Origin of the sequence: Nocardia sp. CC213A (assembly GCF_030766805.1) — a bacterium.
In the GTDB taxonomy this organism is placed as follows: domain Bacteria; phylum Actinomycetota; class Actinomycetes; order Mycobacteriales; family Mycobacteriaceae; genus Nocardia; species Nocardia otitidiscaviarum.
In genome coordinates, this window is record NZ_JASFXA010000011.1 from 160,090 (window position 1) to 180,414 (window position 20,325).

A 20,325-nucleotide genomic window follows, 5' to 3' on the forward strand; every position below is an offset into this window, starting at 1 on the left:
ACTTCCTCGCGTCGAACTGATGTTGCTTGCCCCTAGTCAATCATGCGCGAGCAGGACCGACCGGTCGGCAGGTCATATTCCGTCGATGACGGCGCTCAGACGGCCCAAAAACGCTCGTACCGTGGTGGTTTCGCGCGGCTGCGCGGCCGCCACCGGCGTGGCCTGCGGGATCAGATCGCGCACCAGCGCCACCACGCTGCGCTCGTCGTCGAGATCGATATCGGCCACGGTGGCCTGCGCGACCGCGACCACATCGGCCGCGTCGGGGACATCGGTGTCGAGATCCTCGCGGTAGATCTCGAGCACGAGCAGGGAACGGACCGTGCGGAAGGCGAAGGTCCGGCCGTCGCCGGTGACGCCGAACCCGTGCGCGTAGCGACCCACGGTCACATCGTCCACGGCGAATCCGGATGTGTGGTCTGTCACCAACCGCTCTCCCTGATGCTGCTCGGTGTTCACTTCCACCGTAACCTTTGCCGCCGACGGCGCGCCGCCCCGAACACCCCCGCCCGGCGGGCACGGCAGCGCATCATGGTCAGATGAAGAGGAACGCATGGGTTCGTCGGAGGACAAAGGAGTTCGGTGCATGCGCCGTCGCGGCTGGATCCGTTGCGCCCTCGCGGGCGCGGCGGCGGTAACCCTGCTCGCGGGCTGTTCGTCGGGAGGCGACACCTCCGACAAACCGACGCGGGAACCGGCCGCCCCCGCGAGCGCACCCGCCGCCACCGCCACCCCCATCGGCGAGGTGAGCCCGAGCCCGCCCGTCACGGCACTGCTGGCCGAGCCGGAGACCGGTGTGCTCGCCGTGCTCACCGAGGGCCGAAAAGCATTGCGGCTCATCGATCGTGGCCGCTCCCCCGCCACGGAACGCACCATCCCGCTGCCCGTCGCGGCGGCGTCGCTCGCCGCGGGCGCACCCGGTGAGATCCTCGCCCCCGCGCCGGATCGGCTGCTGCGCGTGAACGCCGCCACCGGCGCGATCACCGAACTCGCGGTCGACGGTGACGCCCGCACCGCCGCACCGCGCCCCGACGGCGGGTACGCGGTCGGCCTCGCCGACGGACGGGTCCTGATCCTCGACGCCGCGGGCACGCTCGGCCACACCGTGCGGGGCCTGGTCTCCGCCGACACGGTGGTGGCCGTGAACGAGCAGGTCGCGGCATTGGACCGCCGCCAGACCCTCGTCACCGAACTCGACCTGGACGACAACCGTCCCGGGTTGATGCTGCGCACCGGCGACGGTGCCGGCGCCATGATCGGCGACCACTTCGGTCGCCTTCTCGTCACCGACACCGCGGGCGGTGAGCTGCTGGTCTACACCGTCGATCCGCTCGTGCTGCGCCAGCGGTTCCCGGTAGGCTCGTCGCCCTACGCACTCGCCTACGATCAGCGGTCCGAGACCGTGTGGGTGACGCTGACAGGCACAAACGAGGTCGTCGGCTACGACCTGTCGACGGGTATACCGGAAGAGGTGGGACGCTACCCGACGGTGCGCCAGCCCGACACGGTGACCATCGACAGCCGGAGCGGCGACATGTTCGTGGGGTCCGGGACCGGTGACGGTCTACAGCGGATCGCCGCGGATCAGCGAAAGGGGCAGTGATGGCCGGGGCCTCACGATCGGCGCGACAGCGCTCACTACCGGCGGGCTGGGAGGACACCAGCGACGAGTACGAATACATACCGTTGCGGCTACCTCCCGACGTCACCCGGGTCACCGCCTCCATGCGGCTGGCCATCCAGGCCGAATTCGGGGGGTGGGAACTGTCACGCGTGCGCGCCTACACCGACGGCAGCCGCCGCGTCCTGCTGCGCCGCCGCAAAACCGCTCTATCCACGGCCGCCCCCGAGGCGGCGATGTGACCATGGGGGCCTTTCTGTACTCGCTGCTGCTCAAGATGATGTTCCTGCTCCCGCCGGAACGCATCCACCACCTCGCGTTCGGGGCCATGCGCATGGCCACCCGATTCGCGCCCACCCGTTGGGCGGTGTCGAAACTGCTCGTCGTCGACGATCCGATCCTGCGCACCACCGCCTTCGGCGTCGACTTCCCGTCGCCGCTGGGCCTGGCCGCGGGCTTCGACAAGAACGCCGACGGTGTCGACACCTGGGGACCGATCGGCTTCGGGTACGCCGAGATCGGCACGGTGACCGCGCAGGCGCAGCCGGGCAATCCCGCCCCGCGCCTGTTCCGGTTGCCCGCCGACCGGGCTCTCATCAACCGCATGGGTTTCAACAACCACGGTGCCGTCGCGGCCGCCGACAATCTGGCGCATCGGCGCACCGGCGGCGTGCCCATCGGTGCGAACATCGGCAAGACCAAGGTGGTGGAGGCCGCCGACGCCGCCGCCGACTACGCGGTCAGCGCCACCCTGCTCGGCCCGCTCGCCGACTTCGTGGTCGTGAACGTCAGTTCCCCCAACACCCCCGGCCTGCGCGATCTGCAAGCGGTGGAATCGCTGCGTCCGCTGCTGCGCGCGGTACTCGACAGCGTCGAGGTGCCGGTGCTGGTCAAGATCGCCCCCGATCTGTCCGACGACGATATCGACGCGGTCGCCGACCTCGCCGTGGAACTCGGCCTGGCCGGAATCGTCGCCACCAACACCACCATCCGCCGCGACGGCCTGCGCACCCCCGCCGCCGAGGTGGAGCCCCTGGGCGCGGGCGGACTCTCCGGTCCCCCGGTCGCCGACCGCTCCCTCGAGGTGCTGCGCCGCCTCTACGCCCGCGTCGGCGACAGGCTGGTGCTCATCTCGGTCGGCGGCATCGAAACCGCCGACCAGGCGTGGGAGCGCATCCTCGCCGGAGCGAGCCTGCTGCAGGGCTACACCGGCTTCATCTACGGCGGGCCGTTCTGGGCTCGCCGCATCCACCGCGGCCTCGCGGACAGGCTGCGCGCCAACGGGTATGCGAACCTGAGCCAGGCGGTCGGCGCGGGACACCGCGCGCGCAACGCCTGAACCGCCACCGGCTGGCAGCAGGCAGCGCCGACCGGGTGATCGCGGCGCGGTGCCCGCGCTCACACCGAACGGATCGCCACGCCGACCAGGCAGATGAGCGCTCCCGCGATATCGCAGCGGTCGAGGCGGTAGTCGTCGGCCACCGTCCCCAGGCGAGCGAGTCCCGACCCACGGTCTTCCGGGGGGAATCGCTCTGGCGCGGTGGGACTTCGCCCAGCGTCAGGTCGCTCGGTACCGACGGAGTCCGGGCCGCGGCACGATCGGCCCGGACGTCCTCGTGGCGGCGTCTCCTGCCTGCGATGCGAATACGCACCGCGTGCAATCACATCCAGCGATGGCGTGAGCGTGCTCCCGTCACCGCCGGGTGGCGCCGGGCCCATCCGGACAGCACCGGTTCCGGCCTTGCCGGCGACGGTGCGGGCGGGTCGCCCGGGGCTGCGGTCAGGCGTTCGGCCATCCGGCACGCGAGCGTGAGCACCGCCTGTTCGACCAGGACGCCCACCGTGTCGGCCAGGTCGGCGGCGCGACCGTGCGCTCCCCCGTCGTACACCACCTCCGGATCCGACAGCAGTTCGTCCAATTCCATCCCCGCCCGGGCCTGCTCCCGGGTGAGCCGGTGTTCGGGCAACCAGCTCAGGCGCCACGCCCGCGCACCACCCTCGGGTACGCGGAACGCGTACTCCGGGGTGATATCGCTGGTCATGGCCCATTCTGTGTTGTCGATTGCCACTGGGTCCTCCCATCGACACCGCGGGAGGGGCAGGTTTCCGCCCACCCCGCCGTGTGTATCCGGCACGGGCGGTCGCCCGTGCCGGGGCTGTCGCCCACTTCGGGCTCGGGACTCACGCCCCGCGCCGCCGCATGAGCACATACATCGCTTCCTCCACGGCTATACCGAGTTCGTCGGCACTGACGATCGCCCGCGCGGCCACGATCACATCTCGTCGGTAGTGATCCCCCGAGAAGATCTCCGCAAGCTCCATCCCCGCCAGCGCCTGCGCCCGCGACACCAATCGCTCCGGCAGCCAACTCAACCGCCACGCCAACTCCCACCGATCCGCCAGCTTGTGCGCGACCTCGCCGGTGAGATCACTGGTCATCTGCCAGTCCGCCACATAGATCGTCATGCTTCCCCCCGCTCCAGTCTGCGCCGGTAAAGAACGGACACCGCCTCCGCCACGGTGATCCCGAGTTCGCGCGCGATCTCCGCACCCCGCCGCCCCGCCCCGGAATCCCGCTGATCCTCAGGCTCACTGAGCAATTCGGTGAGCTCCATCCCCGCCCGCGCCTGCTCCCTCGTGAACCGCCGCTCCGGCCACCAACTGAGCACCCACGCCGGTTCCACCGCATCGGCACTCCGACGCGCCCACTCCTGGGTGCGGCTGCTGGTGATGGATCGGCTGCTCTCGTAGATCACGACGGGTCTCCCGGGGGATTGGAGTCGTCGCCCCTGCACGGTTTGCGATTTCGGGTATGTCCGGACACGGTCGGTCCACGCGGGACCGACCGGAGGTGAATTCTGCGGATGGCTCGACAGGGCGACGACAGGGCTGGTGGCGTCGAAGCGTCCAGACGGGTGGATATTCCGCCTAGCAGCGCTCGGGATTTATGGCCAGCCCGGTATCGTTCTCGCTGGGGGCCGGCCGAGGAGACCTGCGAATCCGTCGCCTGGGGAGAATCACTCCGTACACCAGAACCTCCCGAATGTCTGGTGGTGCGGGTTCACCGAACTTAGGATGGCATTTGCCCCCCGAATTCGGCTATTGCCGTTTACTACAAGGAGATTGACGCTTTCGCTGTGTGTTAAACCTGGTCAACGGTACTGTAGGTAGCGAATGGTGAGGCAACACAGTCCGCGCAAAGCCGCCCCTGCACCGGTCCCGCAGGATCCCGGCGTCATCGCCGTGCGCGACATCCTGCTCCGACTGCGCAAGCGGTCAGGTCTGAGCCTGGATAGGTTGCACAGCACCGAGATCGAGATCGATCTGCTACTCGAATTGCCTGTCGTCCGTCGTCTGGCTCGTCGCCTCGGCCTGGAGCCGCACGAGGCGCTGGTGTATGCCCTCACCGGCTTGGCGAGAAAACTTCCGGCATCCGAGCGGCTGATCGTCGATGTGGAGCTGAACCTCAAACTGCTACAGAAGAATCCGCCACCCGGCTGTGATCCGCGTCGGCTCTACGCCGAAGAACTGAGGTTCCGGCGTGAGTATCTCGCCGCGTGCTGGCAGTCGCTGCATCATGCGCTCGGGGTCTCGAAAGTCTCCGACAGCCCGAGCGATCGGGCGTTACGCGGGGTGCGCGAACGTCGTGCGTTCGATGCGCTGGCCGGCCTGTTGACGGGGGCGAGCGCGTTGGTGATGACGGAAATCATTCCCGCGGAGCAAGAGTCGAGACTCAACAGCGGTGTCGTCACGATTGTCGGTGACGCTGTCGTCGACCATACCTACGCGGTGAACGAGATCCCGGGGCCGGGTGCGAGTGCGTGGGGAGATCTGAAACGGCGACCCGGTGGCAAGGGACTCAACCGCGCCGTCGCCAGCGCCCAGCTGGGCTTGTTCACACATCTGGTCTGTGCCGTGGGGGATGACGAAGACGGTGACGACGTTCTTGCCTATCTCCAGAAGTGCGAGGTCGATACCGGACTCGTCAGCATTGTCGCGGGCGCGCGCACGCCGGTCACAGCCGTTCTCGTCCCCGAACAGGGTGATTCGGCCACCATCGCTTACAAGGACGAGCGATTGAACTTCCTGGCTCGCGAGCACGATCATGCGGCCGTTCGTTCGGCACTCATGGCATCCGACGTCGTGATACTGACCTTCGAACAGTCGGCACAGATGGTCGAATGGGTGCTCGATTCGGTGCGGACCCGCGCCGCGAGCCCATGGGTCATCGTCAGCGCCTCCCCGCCATTGCGGGGTCCGGCACATCTTCGGGAAGACCTGCGCGGTGTCCACTACGCGGTGGGCACCCCTGCGGAGTTGGCCGCGCTGGTGGCCGATCGACCCACCGACGTCGATGTGTCGTCGACCCTGCTCGACAAGGGAGTTGGCGCGGTGTGCACTATCGAAGGCTACCGATGCACCGTCAACTCGCCGACGGGCCGGTTCATCGTGGACCGATTCGAATCAGCCGGTACGTGCGAGAGCTACGCACCGTTCGTGGTGGCGCTGGCGTATCGGCTGACCACCGCGCGCAGACCGGCGGGCGACGACGACTTCGTCTGGGCGACGGCCGCGCTGGTCGCCGCCCGCGGTGGCAGCGTCCGCAATCGTTCCGCGGGAACGGACGCGATCTCGGCCGATCGCATCGACGCGGTTGTGGAGAACTGGTGAGTATCGGTCAACCAGAGCAAGACGCGCCGTATGTTGCATGTTTTGTCCTGACCTTCGCTGCCGCGAGCGGTATCGTCCGCCCGTGCCGTCTATCGAGTACCTGACCACGCCACTGGCTGGAGCAGGTCGTCTCCTGCGGAGACGTGGTGTCGATGTTCGCGTTCGTTCCGTCGACCTCGGCTCGGTCGGCCGGATGCTCGTTTTCGGCGAGCCCGCGAACGGCTGCCTGGTACGAATCCACTCGCGGTGTCTCTACGGCGATGCCCTCTCTTCCGACGACTGCGACTGTGGGCCTCAGCTCGCCAAGGCGCTGGATCTGATCCAGCGGGAAGGCTCGGGCGTGCTCCTCTACCTCGAGCAGGAAGGACGCGGAGCTGGTCTGGTCGTCAAGGCGATGGGGCTGAGGCTGACCGAGCGGGAGGGGCTCGATACGTTTGCCAGCTACCAGAGGCTCGGTCACGGCAATGACTCTCGGCGCTACGACGTCGCCGCCGACCGGTTGGCCGATCTGGGGCTGGCATCGATTCGGTTGCTGACCAACAATCCGAGCAAGGTGTCGGCGCTGGCCGACCGCTTCACGGTCACCGCAGTGCCGCTGCGTACCAGGCCGCGTAGCGGCAGAGCCATGTCGTACCTGGAAGCCAAACGTGACGTCTGTAGCCACCGCCTCTGGCCACGGATGGCGTGGCGGCTCGCGACGGCCGCGAAGCACATCACCATGGCGGCCGCGTCCGCCGTGGGCGCGCTGCTGGTACTGGCGGACGAACACTGTCCGACCTCTGCGGTGGTCGTGGCCGTGCTGCCTTACCCCCTGATTCTGGTCGCACTTTCCACGACGAGGTTGCGCGGGCGGCCGCTGTGCCGACCGACCTTTTTCGGTCGTCGCATCCGGGTACGGAGCGGCCTGTGAGCGATGCGGCGTTTGTCGCCGAAACCGCACATTCACTGACTCGCAAGGGTCGACCGATGTGGGTGAGCACAGTCGTCGAACTGGACCTCGGTGGGCATGCGGTGTTGTTCGGTGAGATCACCAATGATTGCCTCGTGCGAATCCATGCGCGCTGCCTGTACGGCGATGCGCTGGGCTGCGAGAATTGTTCCTGCGGTTCACGGCTGCGAGACTCGATGGACTGCATCCAGGCCGCACGTGCCGGTATCTTGATCTACCTCGAACACGACGACTGTGATGAACCCGGGTCCACGGGCGTGGAACGGATGCTCGACAGTGAGATCTACGAGCGGTTGGCGAGGTTTCTCAGCGACGAATTGAGCCTGAATTCGGTCAAGCTGCTGACCGACCGTGCAGCGGACGCCACGGCATTGTGCGCGGCGGGGCTCACCGCGATTCAGGTGCCGATTCGCCGCCGCGTGCGTGCCGGACGAATCCGCGGATTGCCGACGAAACTGCGCACGTGGCTGCGGGTGGGCTCGTCGAATCCTCGGTGTGACGGGGTAGCACGCGACACGGCACCCCCGATGTGATTACGATGAGTGAGCCGTGCCACATGTGGGGCGTGTCACCAGGCGTGGGTCGGAGTCGACCGGTAGCGGATCAGCTCCGGGGGCGAGGGTCCGCGTGGGGGCGCGTCGGGCGCGGTGGTCAGGAGAATCGGAAGCAGGGATATGACGACAGACATCGGCTATACGCACAAATCGGGCAAAACGGTCTACACGATTCCGGAGGCGTTTCAGGAGACGCTGACGGTGCGGCCGGACCAGGTCGCGTTGCGGACCGTGGGTGGGACTCAGCAGATCACCTGGAAGCAGTACGGGGAGCGGGTGCGCAGCATCGCCGCCGGACTGGCGGGGCTCGGGGTGGGGCACGGTGACACTGTCGGGATCATGCTGACCAACCGGCCCGAATTCAATCTCGTGGACACCGCGGCGCTACATCTGGGCGCGACGCCGTTCTCGATCTACAACACCTCCTCGCCGGAGCAGATCAACCACCTGTTCACCAATGCCGAGAACAAGGTGGTCATCACCGAGCCGGTATTCCTGGACGCGGTGCGCGGCGCGGGCGTGGAGCTCGAGCACATCGTGCTGGTCGAGGGTTCGGCGGCGGGCACCGTCTCGCTGGCCGAGGTGGAGGCCGCCCCGCTGGAGGGCTTCGACTTCGACGCCGCCTGGCGTGCGGTCGAGCCCGACGATGTGGCGACCCTGATCTACACCTCCGGCACCACCGGCCCGTCCAAGGGCGTGGAACTCACCCACAGCAATGTGGTCGCGCAGATCAAGGGTCTGCTCACCGGTCCCCTGATCGTCGGCTTCGACGACCGCTCGGTCTCGTACCTCCCGGCCGCGCACGTCGCCGACCGCATCTCCGGACACTGCGCCAACCTGTTCACCGGCGTGCAGATGACCACCGTCCCGGACCCGCGCGAGATCGCCGCGGCGCTGCCGGACGCCCGCCCGACCGCCTTCTTCGGCGTGCCGCGCGTCTGGCAGAAGATCAAGGCCGGTATCGAGGCCAAGATCGCCACCGAATTCAGCGGCGCCAAGCAGTCGCTCGCCAACTGGGCCATCGCCACCGGTGTCCAGGCCGCCCGCGCCGACCTGGCCGGTAAGGGCCGCGGTCCGGTGCTGTCGGTGCAGCACAAGCTGGCCGACGCGCTGGTGCTGTCCAAGCTGCGCCACGCGCTGGGCCTGGACGAGCTGAAGGTCGCCGCCTCCGGCGCGGCCGCCATTCCGCCGGAGACCCTGGAGTACATGCTGGGCCTGGGCTTCACGGTCACCGAGGTGTGGGGCATGTCGGAGACCTCCGGCGTCGGCACCTTCACCGAACTCGACAAGCCCCGCCCCGGTTCGGTGGGTCGCGTGCTCGATGGCGCCGAGATCAAGCTGGGCGAGGACGGTGAGCTGCTGATTCGCGGCCCCATCGTCACGCGCGGCTACCGCAAGATGCCGGAGAAGACCGCCGAGGCCATCGACGCCGACGGCTGGCTGCACACCGGCGACGTGGCCACCATCGACGGGGACGGCTACGTCCACATCGTGGACCGCAAGAAGGAACTGATCATCAACGAGGCGGGCAAGAACCTGTCCCCGACCAATATCGAGAACACGGTCAAGGCCGCGTCCTCGCTGGTCGGCCAGGTCGTCGCCATCGGTGACGCCAAGCCCTACATCGCCGCGCTGGTCGTTCTCGATCCGGACACCGCCGCCGTGCGCGCCAAGAACCTCGGCACGCCCGACGCGGACGTCCCGTCGCTGGCCACCAAGCAGGAGATCGTCGACGAGATCCTGGCCGCGGTGCAGGTCGCCAACTCCAAGCTGTCCCGCGTGGAGCAGATCAAGCGGTTCGTCATCGTTCCGCAGGCGTGGGATCCGGGCGGCGACGAGCTCACCCCGACCCTGAAGCTCAAGCGCAACCCGATCGCGACCAAGTACGCGGCCGAGATCGCCGAGCTCTACACCACCCCGCCGCCGGAGAACGTGGTCAACGTACCGTCGTAAGCGGAGGAAGAAGATACGGGGCCCGGAACCGCAAGGTTCCGGGCCCCGCGTCGTCTCCGGCCCGCGTCGTCTCCGGCCCGCGTCGTCTCCGGCCCGCGTCGTCTCCGGCCCGCGTCGTCTCCGGCCCGCGTCGTCTCCGGTACCGGCGCGACCCGTGTTGTGTCCGGCGCCGGAGCGCCTGGCGACCCCTGTTGTCTCTCCTGCGCCGGCGCCTGGCGACCCCGTTGTCTCCGGCACGGGAGCGCCCGCGGTGAGCCGCGATACCCCGTGCACGATCGTGGCCCCGAACGCGATGTTCGGGGCCACGGTTCAGCGCGGAGCGCGTCCGCTCACTTCTGCTCGTAGGTCGCCACCAGGGTCGCGCGCGCGATGGCGTGCGAGAACAGGTTGAACCCCAGGTAGGCCGGGCTGGCGCTGCCGTCGATGCCCAGCGACTCCACATCCACCGCGTGCACCACGATGAAGTACCGGTGGTAGCCGTGTCCGGGCGGCGGCGCGGCGCCCACGAATCCGGCGAAGCCGCCGTCGTTGCGCAGCTGCACCGCACCCGCGGGCAGGGTGCCGCCCTCACTGCCCGCCCCGCTGTCGAGCGAGGTGACCGCGGCCGGGATGTCGGCGACCGCCCAGTGCCAGAAGCCGGAGGCGGTCGGCGCGTCCGGATCGAAGACGGTGACCGCGAAACTCTTGGTCTCGGCGGGGAATCCGCTCCACGACAGCTGCGGCGACACATCCTTGCCGCCCGCGCCGAACACCCCGCTGACCTGATCGTTGCCGAACGGCTGGCCGTCGGTCACATCGGAGGAGGTGAGGGTGAAGCCCGGCAGGTCGGGCAGCGGCGCGTAGGGGTTGTAGTCGTAATCGGGCACGGGTGAGTCCTTTCGCGAGTCAGCTGTGCAGCAGGAAGTGTTCCAGCACGCGGGTGCCGAATTCGAGGGATTCCACCGGAACCCGTTCGTCGACACCGTGGAACAGTGCGGTGAAGTCCAGCTCCGGCGGCAACTGCAGCGGTGCGAAGCCGAAGCACCGAATTCCCAAGGTGGCGAACGCTTTCGCGTCGGTGCCACCGGAGAGCATATAGGGCACGGTACGCCCGTTCGGGTCGTGGGCGAGGATGGCGGCGTTCATGGCGTCCACCAGGTGTCCGTCGAATGTCGTTTCGTAGGAGTCGAGCTTGGTGATCCATTCGCGCTCCACATCCGGGCCGATGAGCGCGTCGACCTCGCGCTCGAATTCGGCTTGTCGGCCCGGCACCACCCGGCAGTCCACCACCGCCTCGGCGGTCTGCGGGATCACATTGGCCTTGTAGCCCGCCCGCAGCATGGTCGGGTTGGCGGTATCGCGCAGCGTCGCGCCGATGATGCGGGAGATGGTGCCCAGCTTCGCCAGCTGCCCTTCGATATCCGGGCTGGCCGGATCGAATTCGAGCCCGGACTCCTCGGCGACGGCGGCCAGGAATTCCGCCACCGAATCCGATACCACCAGCGGGAAGGTGTGCGTGCCGAGCCGCGCCACCGCCTGGGCCAGGATGGTGACGGCATTGTCCTCGTGCAGGAAGGAGCCGTGTCCGGCGCGGGCCTTGGCGCGCAAACGCATCCAGCCCAAACCCTTTTCGGCGGTCTCCACCAGGTACAGCCGCCGGTCGGTGCCGTCGGCCTTGGGCACGGTGAGCGAGAAGCCGCCGACCTCGCCGACCGCCTCGGTGACGCCGTCGAACAGGTCGGGCCGGTTGCGCACCAGCCACTGCGACCCCCACTTGCCGCCGTTCTCCTCGTCGGCGAGGAACGCCCACACGATATCGCGCGGCGGTACGGTGCCCGCCATCTTGAACTGGCGGGCGATGGCCAGCATCATGCCGACCATATCCTTCATATCGACCGCGCCGCGGCCCCACACGTAGCCGTCGCGCACCGCGCCGGAGAACGGGTGCACACTCCAGTCGGCGGCCTCCGCGGGCACCACGTCGAGGTGCCCGTGCATCATGAGCGCCCCGCGCGAGGAGTCCGCGCCTTTCAACCGCGCGAACACATTGCCGCGGCCCGGCGCACCCGATTCCACGTACTCGGTGACGTATCCGGCCTGTTGCAGCTGATCGGCCACCCATTGCGCGCATTCACGCTCGCCCTTGGTGGTTTCCAGTTCGCCGGTGTTGGAGGTGTCGAAGCGGATCAGCGTGCTGACCAGATCGACCACTTCGGAGACGGCGCGGGAGGTGCTGGGTTCGACGGTTTCGGACACGTCCCCTTTCCTACCACTCCGGTAGGGGTGGATGCTGCGCGGTGGCCGCGTCCACGGTGAGCCGCCGCGTCAGCGATAGAGCCGCAGCGTGGCGGTGAGCGTGGCCAGCAATGGTTCCAAGCGCTGGTCCTGGATGCGTCGTTCCAGCACCTCGAGATTCAGTCGGGGCGCACGGGCCCAGCGTTGCGCCATCAGGGCTTGGGCGTCGACGTCGGCCCCGGCCAGCACCCACAGCAGCGGCGGCCACAGCCGCGCGGCCTGCGCGATGGTCGGCAGCATGTGCAGGGTCGCCGGATCGAGTTGGGAGAGCCGGGCGCCCGCGTGGCGGCGCACCTCCCCGGGGGTGCGGGCCAGCAGTTCCAGCATGCCCCGCCAGAGTGCCACCTCGGTGCAGCCCTCGCAGGCGGTGACGAGCTGGTCGGCCACGTCGCCGATTCCGGGGTTGAGCGCCAAGCGCAGCAGCGCGGGCGTATGCAGCTGCCCGGTGAAGCGCAGCACGTCGGGCGTGCCGCCGGCGGCGACGACGGTGGTGATCAGGTCCGCGATGGCCGAGGGCGGCGTCGAGGCGAGCAGGATGTCGCCCACGGCCGCGATCACGTCGTCGTCGCAGCGCGCGAAGACCGACAGCGCCGCCAGCCGCAGTTCCTTGGACCCGTCCACGACCGTGCCCAGCATGGCGGGCAGCCGGGTGCCCCCATCCAGCAGTTGCCGCACGACGGCGCTGACCGCCGCACCCGAGTACGCGTAGGCGGCCGAGCGGATGAGGCCCTCGTCGTCGGGCACCCCCTCCTCCACCGCGCGCACCAATTCCGGTGTGGCGTAGGCGAGGAACGGTCCGGCGGTGACGTAGTCGCGGCGCACCAGCATCTCGTTCACGATGCGCACCACCGGTTCCGGCGGTGCGACGTCGGCGAGTTGTCCGACGGTGCGCGGGTCCAGATACGGCGCGCAGTCGGCGGCGTAGGACACCTCGAGCAGCCGCACCGCTTCGGCGGCCTTGCGCGGGTAGCGCACTCCCACCGCGCCCGCCGCCCGTCCGGTCATGACCGGCGGCACCACGTGCTGCACGATCGGAATGGAGATGCGCAGCGGAATGATGGGCACCAGCTTGCTCATGCGGTCGAAGACCGGGTTGTGCTGTTCGAACAGCGTGCGCGAGATGCGATCTTGCAGTTCGTGCAGGCGTTGCGCGCCCAGCTTCTCGAGATGGGCGAGCCGTTCCACGGGGACGTGCAGGGTGCGGGCGAGCAGGATGAGTTGGGCGCGTACCACGAAATCCGTCATAGGCCGAGCCGGGTCGCGCGTCGTCGGTCGAATTCGACTGTGGCGGACATCGTTTCCCCGTCCTCCGACCGTCTGGGTCGGTTCCCGTCGGCAACGGCCCCGATCATAGATCCGCCCGTCGCCGAAAATGCCCAAACCGCCCAGACTTGGCATTCATCACTAACCGCCCGCTCGGTCCCTGGGCGATATGCCGCTGGCGAACCGCCGCCGATCCCGCCCTCCGACCACGCTCAGGAGGCCAGGTGCGGTACGCGCTCCGCGCCGATGCGGTCGATGCGGCGGCGGCCCCAGTCCGCGAGCGGGGCCAGTGCGATGTTGAGCGCGGTGCCTTCGGCGGTGAGGGTGTATTCGACCCGGGGCGGGATCTCCGGATACACCTCGCGGTGGATCAGCCCGTCCGCCTCCATCTCACGCAACTGCTGACCGAGCATCTTCTCCGAGACGCCGGGCAGGCCACGGCGGAGCTCGCCGAAGCGACGGGTGCCGTGCTCGGCGAGCTCCCACAGAATGAGCGATTTCCACTTGCCGCCGACCACGTCCATGGCGGCGTCGATACCGCAGAAATATGGTCCGAATCTCTTCTCGCCCATGCCTACCCTCGCTACCTCGTCACCTACCTCGTGGTAGGTGCCTGACCGAATAGTGCGTTCTTGTGGGCCAACGCGGGCGGGAGCACTCTGGATTCCGGCGCGCCGACAAACCCCACTCGAATCTATTAAGGAGAGCCGCGATGGCGGACAACCAGCATCCCCCGGTCACCGTTCTGGGCCTCGGCGCCATGGGCTCGGTCCTGGCCGAGGCCCTGCTGAAGGGCGGGCGCAGCACCACGGTGTGGAACCGCAGCGCGGGCAAGGCCGCCGACCTGGTGGCCGCGGGAGCGACCGAGGCGGCGTCGGTCGCGGAGGCGGTGCGGGCGGGTGAGGTGATCATCGCGGTCCTGCTCGACCATGCCTCGGTGCACGAACAGCTCGATCCGGTGGCGGCCGAACTGCGCGGCAAGCAGTTGATCAACCTCACCAGCACCGCACCAGCGGAATCGCGGGAGCTGGCGCGGTGGGCGGCCGCGCACGGCATCGACTTCCTCGACGGCGGCATCATGGCGATTCCGCCCATGATCGGCCAGCCGGGGTCGTCGCTGCTCTACAGCGGATCGCAGGCGGTGTTCGACCGTCAGCGCGAGACCTTGGAACTGTTCGGCTCCGTCGAGTACTTCGGCACCGACGCCGGAATGGCAGCGCTGTTCGACTTCGCCCTGCTGGCGAATATGTACGCGATGTTCGGCGGTTTCTTCCACGCCGCGGCCATGGTCGGCTCGGCGGGCGTGTCCGCCGAGGAGTTCGGCCACCGCGCCCAGGCGTGGCTGACGGCCATGGCGCACGGACTGCCGGAGTACGGCCGCACCATCGACTCCGGTGACTTCCGCGCCGACGTCCAGCACCTGGCCTTCCAGAAGGCCGCCGTCGACGCCATCGCCCGCGCCAGCCGGGACGCCGGTGTGGCCTTGGATGTCATCGCGCCGCTGCGCAATCTCATCGACCGCCAGGTCGCCGACGGGCACGGTGCGCTCGCCTTCGAGCACACCGTCACCCAACTGCGCTGAACCCGAAGCGCCCGACGCCGAAGCGCCCGACGCCGAAGTGCCCGCCGGGAGCGTGTCAGCGGCTGTACGGTCCGCACTCGAAAGGGTGCAGACCGCACACACGCATCCGGGCGGTGGCCGACACGGCCGCGCAGGCGGCAAACGATACGGCCACAGCCGACACGGCTGCGGCCACCGTCGTCAGTGCACCAGGTGCAGGGTGGCGGTCAGTGCCGTGAGTTCCTCGTCCAGCTCGTGCTCGCGGATCCGCTGCTCCACCCCGCGGCGTTCCGGTTCCGGCAGCGTCGACCAGGTTTCGCCGATGCGGGACTGCGCGCTGGCCTCGGCGGCGGCCAGCACCCGCAGCAGCGGCGGCCACAGCTCGGTCGCGCCGGTGACGGCCGGGAGCCGCGCGAGCGTCGCGGTGTCGAAGTCGCCGAGTCGGGTGCCGATGCGACGGGCGGTGTCCGGCTCGACGTGTTCGGCCAGCGCCAACAGGCCCCGCCACTGGTCGTGTTCGGCACACCCGTCCAGCACGTCGACGACGGTCGTGACGGTGGCGGTGTCGCGCATGATCGGATTGCCCGCCAGCACCGCCAGCGCCGCGGGGTTCAGGTGGGCGATGAACCGCAGGGTCTCCGGCACCGCCTCGGCCGCCACGAAGGTGGTGACGAGGTCCGCGATCTCCTCGGGCGTGCCGACCTCGAAGAGGATGTCGCCGATGGCGGCGATCACGTCGGAGTCGGTGCGCGCGAACACCGACAGCGCCGCCAGCCGCAGTTCGGCGGGCCCGCTCACGATGGTCTGGATCAGCCGGGGGATGCGCTGTGTCGGGCCGTCCAGCAGATGCCGCACGATGACGCTGATGCTCTCGCCCGAATACGAGTAGGCCGCCGACCGGATGAGCCCCTCGTCGTCGTGCACCCCGTGTTCGACAGCTTCGATCAACTGCGGGGTGGCGTAGGCGAGGAACGGCCCGGCGGTGATGTAGTCGCGCCGCCGCAGGATCTCGTTGACGATGCGCACCACCGGTTGCGGCGGCGCGACATCGGCGAGCCGTCCCACCGTGTGCGGGTCCATGTATGGCGCGCCGTCGGCGGCATAGGCCGGATCGAGGATGTCGAGCGCCTCGACCGCCTTGCGCGGATGGTCCACGCCGATCGCGCCCGCCGCGCGACCGGCCATCACCGGCGGCACCAGCCGCTGCACCAGCGGCAGTGAAATGCTGAGCGGGACAACCGGTACCAGCATGCTCAGCCGCGAGAAGGTGGCATTGTGCCGGTCGAAGATGACGCGCGCCATGCGTTCCTGCAGTTCGTGCAACCCCTGTGCGCCCAGCTTCTCCAGATGGGTCAGTCGTTCCGCGGGTACGTGCAGCGTCCGGGCCAGCAGGATGGTCTGCGCCCGGGTGACCAGATCACTCATCAGCCCAACCGATTCCCGAACATGATCTTCTTGGCCGCGGTCTTCAACGGCCACGGCAGCGCGCTGACGGTCTTGTCGACGGCCTCCACCATGGCGGCCTGTTCGGTCCGCTGCGCCTGCTTGAACAGCTCCAGCAGATCGGCGATCTCCGCCTCCGACAGCGCGTCGAGCGAGGCCAGCGGCCCACCCAATTCCCGCTCGAGTTCGGCTCTGGCACTCATATCATTCCCCGTTCCCCGATGAACCGGATCACTCCGTGCCCCTACTTGATCACAAAACCATCGCGCCGACAATCGCTGCGCACACCGGCGCACACCGGTCGTGGGCGTGATACTGGGTTGCGTCCGAACCGATTTCGCACAGGAGCGCGGCGATGACCACACCGTCCGAGAACCCCTACGGAACGCCGACCACCGACGGCCCGCGGCCGATCGGCAAACGCCAGGACCTCTTCAACAGCGTCGTTCGCGGGCTGCTGCGGGTCCCGCTGCTGTCCGGACTCGTCGGCAAGCGGCTGGCCACCCTGCATGTGAAGGGCCGAAAGTCCGGCAGGGTCTACGACATCCCCATCGCCTACACCCGTCACGACGGGCAACTCCTCGTGGGCACCAATCTGCGGCCCTGGGTCAAGAATCTGCGCGGCAATGTCCCCGTGGAGGTTTCCCGGGGTGGCTCCCCCACGCCGATGATCGCCGACGTCGCCGAGGACGAGCGGTCTGTCATGGAGCTGTTCGAGATCGTCGCCCGCGACAACAAGCAGAACGCCGCCTTCAACGGCATCGGCTACAACCCCGACGGCTCCCCCTGCAAAGCCGACATCTACCAGACCTGGCAACAGGGCGGCGTCGTCATCCGCCTCACCCCGCTGACGTAGCCGGGCACGGTGGACCCGTGCCCGCGCCGGTCATTTGTTGAAGAAGATCCCCGCGATATCGGCGTTCTTGATCGGGGTGTCGGCATTGGCCTGCACCGAGCACAGGGCCTGGACCGCGGCCATGGTGAAGTCGACCGAGGTGCCGGTGGGCTCGTTCTCGGTATTGGTCTGCTGCTTGATGAATTTGGTGACGGTGACGCGTTGGGTGTCGGCGTCCTGCGCGAGATAGTCGCTGCACTTGGTGTCGCCGCCCTTGTTGAGGGCGCGCTCGACGTCGGAGCAGCCGCTGAGCAGGGCGACGCCGAGAACGAGGACCGCCGCGGCGGCCGTCGTCGTGGTCTTCATGTTCGTTCCTCTGGTTCACCGCGCGGCGGTGGGGTCCCGCCGCGATCGCCCGCCAGCGTAAACGCACCGCACCCACGCGTGCGCGCACGCCGCGCGGGGAAGCGGCGGCGACGTGCGAGGACCGCACCATCCGCGCGGCGGTGTGTCGCGGGACCCCGGCCGAACGGCGCGTCGTGGCCGCTACGTCGCCCCGCGCGCGGCGGAGTGTCGGTTCAGGGGCGGTGGCCGGGGGATTCGGCGGCGCAGGCGGCGCGCCAGACGCGGGCTTCGCTGCTGTTGCCCATCCGTTCCAGCACTTCGGCGAGTCCGCTCATGGCGCGGGCGTCGCCGTGGTCGGCGGCCATCCGCCACCAGTGCGCGGCGTCGGCGTACTCGCCGCGGCGGTAGCGAACGACGCCGAGATCCCAGGCGGCTCCGATATGGCCGAATCCGGCGGCCTGGGTCCACAGTTGGCACGCCTGGTCTTCCTCGCCGCGCCCGTGCATGGCCACGCCCAGGTCGTAGAGGGCGTCGCGGTAGCGGCTGGCGTCGGCGGCCGGGCGGGGTTCGGGGAGGGCGGCGGCGGTGCCGGTGCACAGTTCCACGACGAGTTCGGTGAAGTTCGGCGCGCCGACGCCGGTGCTGCACCGCAGCACCGTGGCGGCGGGCGTGCGTTCGACGAGCATGCCGTAGTTGCCGGTCCAGGACACGGTGGTGTCGGTGTCGTCGACCCAGACGGGGGTGAGCGAGAACGATCCCGTGCCGTCGGTGTGGCACAGCCGCAGAGCGACTCCCCCGGTCATGGCGTCGCTCCAGACATCGACGCCGGGCAGCCGCCGCCCGTCCAGTACGACGTGCCCTCCGGTCACGGACAGTCCGACGCCGAGGCTGCGCACGCCCTCCGGCGGTGCGGACGAGCGCAGGGTGAGCGTGACGATGCACGGATCGGTGTCGAGCGGTTCGCTGTGCACCGGGTACACGGTGCGGCCGTTCCATGCCAGGGGTTCGGCGCTGTCGTATCGGTCCGCCAGGGGTGGCGCCGTGCTTCTCCACTCGGCGTACGGATACGACCTGCTCATGCGCCCGCCTTCCACCGGTGCTCGTCGCGATACCGGCACACCGTAGTACCACCGCCCGCCGGTATGTTCCGCATTTGCCAGGAGAGGTCGCCAGCAAACGGCTGGTCGCCTGTCCGCGCAGTCCGAACGGCCGGTCGCGGTCGGGGCGGTGATCAGCGAAAGATCAGTTACCCCTGCACTTTTCGATGATCATGTGGACCCGCCGATTTCCCGTCAACCCCACCTGAAATGCCGTCCCCACCCGCCCCGGCCGCCGCACCCGCACCGACACGCCCATACGAGACTCCCAGGTCCGCGCGGTGTGTCGAACTTGCGCCCGGCCAGTCGTGATGTTGAATCGACGCCGACGTACCAGCGACGAGTGAAAGGGAACTACATATGGCTCTGCCTACCATGACCCCCGAACAACGCTCCGAGGCGCTGGCCAAGGCCGCCGCTGTTCGCAAGGCTCGTTCGGAGCTCATCGCGCAGGTCAAGAAGGGCTCGGTCAGCCTGGCCGAGGTGCTCAAGCGCGCCGATAAGGAAGACCTGGTCAAGAAGACCAAGGTCGCCGCCGTCATCAAGGCGCTGCCGGGCATCGGCCCGGTCAAGGCGGCCAAGCTGATGGACGAGGCCGAGATCCCGGCCGACCGCCGCATCGGTGGTCTGGGCTCGCGCCAGCGCGCCGCGCTGCTGGAGGCGCTCAACAACTGACGCCCGGCGTCAACCGGACGGATGGTGGCGACCCCTCGCCACCAATACCGTCAGCCTCGGGGGGGGCCGCCCGGTCGCCACGCAATCCGACCCGGCGGCAACCACTCCCGACCACCGCTCCACCGGCGCCACACGCACCGCTCGGGGCCGATTTGGTCGATACGGTCCGATCCGATAACCTTGCTGAGCACCACCGGTCCGGGTGGCGGAATGGCAGACGCGCTAGCTTGAGGTGCTAGTGCCCGTATTAGGGCGTGGGGGTTCAAGTCCCCCTCCGGACACAGAGTATATGTAACCTACAATTACACATAAAAGTCCCCGGCTCCGGTCGGGGACTTTCGCGTTCAGCGCTGATCACGACTTCGCGTCAGGCGGCGGAACCGCCTATTTTCTGCGCCGCGATGTCCGGCCGACAACGACGTTCCCTGATCAGCTCGGTGGGCTGGAAGGCGAAGGCATCGCGCATGGTCAACAGAGCGAGCTGTGTCAGCAGGTTGGAGTAGCGCGCCTGGATGTCCTCGGCCGGGCGGAGGGACGTGATCGCTACAGGTCGAACCTGACGGCGAGCACCATCTTGATGAAGTCGAGCACTTCCTGGGTCACCGTTCCGTCGTAGGTCCCGGACTCCAGCACAGCGCGCACGCATGGGATGAACCGGTGCACCGCGAGCACCCGGCCCTCATCCCATCCCACCGAGAAGATCCGCAGCCCCTCCGGCATTTCCCCGGCCGCGACCACCGGCACCGCCACGGCGACATCCCGATGGCGCAGCAGTGCCGGACCATCGACGATCACCACCGTCAGATGGCCGTCACCGGCAGCGATGGTGTAGATGTCGCCCTGGCGCAGCTCCCTCACAGAGGCAAGCCCATGCCGATGCGCAGCAGGTCGGCATCACTGTGCTCCGGCGGGTTCGCCGTCTCGTGGGCGGCGATGCGCCGCATCTCCTTGTCCGCGAGCCGCTGCAGGACGGCCCGGTTGATTTCGGCACTGACGTTGCCCTGCGCGCTCGCGCGCAAGGCCTCGGCGGTCGAGTCCGGGAGGCTGATGTTCAGTTTCGCCATGCCACCACGGTAAAGCGTGG

The 20,325-nt window shown here is 68.6% G+C and carries 24 protein-coding genes and 1 tRNA gene; 11 read left to right on the forward strand and 14 right to left on the reverse strand.

Annotation, left to right across the window (positions count from 1 at the left end):
- Window positions 1-72 precede the first annotated feature (72 nt).
- Window positions 73-426: a hypothetical protein gene (locus QJS31_RS21340; RefSeq protein ID WP_282781455.1), complete on the reverse strand. Its 354-nt coding sequence runs from the start codon at window positions 424-426 to the stop codon at window positions 73-75.
- Between the two features lie 160 nt (window positions 427-586).
- Here QJS31_RS21340 and QJS31_RS21345 point away from each other — a divergent pair, with 160 nt between their 5' ends.
- The 3 genes from QJS31_RS21345 to QJS31_RS21355 are packed head-to-tail and all read left to right on the forward strand — an operon-like array spanning window position 587 to window position 2,960.
- Complete coding sequence (locus QJS31_RS21345) at window positions 587-1,603, forward strand: YncE family protein (protein ID WP_306357517.1); 1,017 nt, start codon at window positions 587-589, stop codon at window positions 1,601-1,603.
- Complete coding sequence (locus QJS31_RS21350) at window positions 1,603-1,863, forward strand: DUF5703 family protein (protein WP_029927778.1); 261 nt, start codon at window positions 1,603-1,605, stop codon at window positions 1,861-1,863. The genes QJS31_RS21345 and QJS31_RS21350 overlap by 1 nt, the downstream gene beginning before the upstream one ends.
- A gap of 14 nt (window positions 1,864-1,877) precedes the next feature.
- A complete protein-coding gene (locus tag QJS31_RS21355) occupies window positions 1,878-2,960 on the forward strand; it encodes a quinone-dependent dihydroorotate dehydrogenase (RefSeq protein ID WP_282781470.1) in 1,083 nt (360 codons plus the stop codon).
- A gap of 322 nt (window positions 2,961-3,282) precedes the next feature.
- Here QJS31_RS21355 and QJS31_RS21360 read toward each other — a convergent pair whose 3' ends face one another.
- The 3 genes from QJS31_RS21360 to QJS31_RS21370 all read right to left on the reverse strand — a co-directional run bounded on the left by QJS31_RS21360 (window position 3,283) and on the right by QJS31_RS21370 (window position 4,377).
- Entirely contained in the window at window positions 3,283-3,690 is a 408-nt protein-coding gene (locus tag QJS31_RS21360; RefSeq protein WP_306357518.1) for a hypothetical protein, read from the reverse strand.
- 112 nt (window positions 3,691-3,802) lie between these two features.
- Window positions 3,803-4,087 (reverse strand): hypothetical protein, encoded by a 285-nt coding sequence (locus QJS31_RS21365; RefSeq protein WP_282781459.1) that lies wholly within the window; start codon window positions 4,085-4,087, stop codon window positions 3,803-3,805.
- The gene (locus QJS31_RS21370; protein ID WP_143980896.1) at window positions 4,084-4,377 is read right to left on the reverse strand and encodes a hypothetical protein; all 294 of its coding nucleotides are present in this window, start codon (window positions 4,375-4,377) and stop codon (window positions 4,084-4,086) included. Before QJS31_RS21370 ends, QJS31_RS21365 begins: the two co-directional genes overlap by 4 nt.
- Window positions 4,378-4,795: 418 nt before the next feature.
- On the opposite strand from QJS31_RS21370, the gene QJS31_RS21375 reads away from it, so the two are divergent.
- The 4 genes from QJS31_RS21375 to QJS31_RS21390 all read left to right on the forward strand — a co-directional run bounded on the left by QJS31_RS21375 (window position 4,796) and on the right by QJS31_RS21390 (window position 9,748).
- On the forward strand, window positions 4,796-6,292 hold the full coding sequence (locus tag QJS31_RS21375; RefSeq protein ID WP_282781461.1) for a PfkB family carbohydrate kinase: 1,497 nt from the start codon (window positions 4,796-4,798) through the stop codon (window positions 6,290-6,292).
- Between the two features lie 82 nt (window positions 6,293-6,374).
- Complete coding sequence (locus tag QJS31_RS21380; protein WP_306357519.1) at window positions 6,375-7,202, forward strand: GTP cyclohydrolase; 828 nt, start codon at window positions 6,375-6,377, stop codon at window positions 7,200-7,202.
- A 62-nt stretch (window positions 7,203-7,264) separates the two neighbouring features.
- A complete protein-coding gene (locus tag QJS31_RS21385; RefSeq protein ID WP_306357520.1) occupies window positions 7,265-7,774 on the forward strand; it encodes a hypothetical protein in 510 nt (169 codons plus the stop codon).
- 141 nt (window positions 7,775-7,915) lie between these two features.
- Window positions 7,916-9,748, forward strand: coding sequence for a long-chain fatty acid--CoA ligase (locus tag QJS31_RS21390; RefSeq protein ID WP_306357522.1), 1,833 nt, complete (start codon window positions 7,916-7,918; stop codon window positions 9,746-9,748).
- Between the two features lie 329 nt (window positions 9,749-10,077).
- On the opposite strand, the gene QJS31_RS21395 is transcribed toward QJS31_RS21390, so the two are convergent.
- The 4 genes from QJS31_RS21395 to QJS31_RS21410 all read right to left on the reverse strand — a co-directional run bounded on the left by QJS31_RS21395 (window position 10,078) and on the right by QJS31_RS21410 (window position 13,857).
- On the reverse strand, window positions 10,078-10,614 hold the full coding sequence (locus QJS31_RS21395; protein ID WP_282783656.1) for a YbhB/YbcL family Raf kinase inhibitor-like protein: 537 nt from the start codon (window positions 10,612-10,614) through the stop codon (window positions 10,078-10,080).
- A gap of 19 nt (window positions 10,615-10,633) precedes the next feature.
- A complete protein-coding gene (locus QJS31_RS21400) occupies window positions 10,634-11,983 on the reverse strand; it encodes a M20/M25/M40 family metallo-hydrolase (RefSeq protein WP_282783658.1) in 1,350 nt (449 codons plus the stop codon).
- Between the two features lie 69 nt (window positions 11,984-12,052).
- A complete protein-coding gene (locus tag QJS31_RS21405; RefSeq protein ID WP_282783660.1) occupies window positions 12,053-13,267 on the reverse strand; it encodes a hypothetical protein in 1,215 nt (404 codons plus the stop codon).
- 230 nt (window positions 13,268-13,497) lie between these two features.
- Window positions 13,498-13,857, reverse strand: a complete 360-nt coding sequence (locus QJS31_RS21410) for a helix-turn-helix domain-containing protein (RefSeq protein ID WP_282783661.1) — start codon at window positions 13,855-13,857, stop codon at window positions 13,498-13,500.
- 140 nt (window positions 13,858-13,997) lie between these two features.
- Between QJS31_RS21410 and QJS31_RS21415 the strand changes: the two genes are divergently transcribed.
- Complete coding sequence (locus QJS31_RS21415) at window positions 13,998-14,867, forward strand: NAD(P)-dependent oxidoreductase (protein WP_282783663.1); 870 nt, start codon at window positions 13,998-14,000, stop codon at window positions 14,865-14,867.
- A 180-nt stretch (window positions 14,868-15,047) separates the two neighbouring features.
- Here QJS31_RS21415 and QJS31_RS21420 read toward each other — a convergent pair whose 3' ends face one another.
- Both QJS31_RS21420 and QJS31_RS21425 read right to left on the reverse strand, forming a co-directional pair.
- The gene (locus tag QJS31_RS21420) at window positions 15,048-16,271 is read right to left on the reverse strand and encodes a hypothetical protein (protein WP_306357524.1); all 1,224 of its coding nucleotides are present in this window, start codon (window positions 16,269-16,271) and stop codon (window positions 15,048-15,050) included.
- Window positions 16,271-16,492, reverse strand: a complete 222-nt coding sequence (locus QJS31_RS21425; RefSeq protein WP_282783666.1) for a hypothetical protein — start codon at window positions 16,490-16,492, stop codon at window positions 16,271-16,273. Before QJS31_RS21425 ends, QJS31_RS21420 begins: the two co-directional genes overlap by 1 nt.
- 152 nt (window positions 16,493-16,644) lie before the next feature.
- On the opposite strand from QJS31_RS21425, the gene QJS31_RS21430 reads away from it, so the two are divergent.
- The gene (locus QJS31_RS21430; protein ID WP_282783667.1) at window positions 16,645-17,145 is read left to right on the forward strand and encodes a nitroreductase/quinone reductase family protein; all 501 of its coding nucleotides are present in this window, start codon (window positions 16,645-16,647) and stop codon (window positions 17,143-17,145) included.
- Window positions 17,146-17,175: 30 nt separating this feature from the next.
- On the opposite strand, the gene QJS31_RS21435 is transcribed toward QJS31_RS21430, so the two are convergent.
- On the reverse strand, window positions 17,176-17,490 hold the full coding sequence (locus QJS31_RS21435) for a hypothetical protein (RefSeq protein ID WP_282783669.1): 315 nt from the start codon (window positions 17,488-17,490) through the stop codon (window positions 17,176-17,178).
- A gap of 212 nt (window positions 17,491-17,702) precedes the next feature.
- Window positions 17,703-18,548 (reverse strand): tetratricopeptide repeat protein, encoded by an 846-nt coding sequence (locus QJS31_RS21440; protein ID WP_306357525.1) that lies wholly within the window; start codon window positions 18,546-18,548, stop codon window positions 17,703-17,705.
- A gap of 378 nt (window positions 18,549-18,926) precedes the next feature.
- On the opposite strand from QJS31_RS21440, the gene mihF reads away from it, so the two are divergent.
- Both mihF and QJS31_RS21450 read left to right on the forward strand, forming a co-directional pair.
- Window positions 18,927-19,241 (forward strand): integration host factor, actinobacterial type, encoded by a 315-nt coding sequence (mihF, locus tag QJS31_RS21445; RefSeq protein ID WP_029927743.1) that lies wholly within the window; start codon window positions 18,927-18,929, stop codon window positions 19,239-19,241.
- Between the two features lie 196 nt (window positions 19,242-19,437).
- Window positions 19,438-19,522, forward strand: a tRNA-Leu gene (locus QJS31_RS21450).
- Between the two features lie 262 nt (window positions 19,523-19,784).
- On the opposite strand, the gene QJS31_RS21455 is transcribed toward QJS31_RS21450, so the two are convergent.
- The gene (locus tag QJS31_RS21455) at window positions 19,785-20,099 is read right to left on the reverse strand and encodes a hypothetical protein (RefSeq protein WP_306357526.1); all 315 of its coding nucleotides are present in this window, start codon (window positions 20,097-20,099) and stop codon (window positions 19,785-19,787) included.
- Window positions 20,096-20,305 carry a hypothetical protein gene (locus QJS31_RS21460; protein WP_282783675.1) on the reverse strand — a complete coding sequence of 70 codons (210 nt, stop codon included), beginning with the start codon at window positions 20,303-20,305 and terminating at the stop codon, window positions 20,096-20,098. Before QJS31_RS21460 ends, QJS31_RS21455 begins: the two co-directional genes overlap by 4 nt.
- Between the last annotated feature and the right edge of the window lie 20 nt (window positions 20,306-20,325).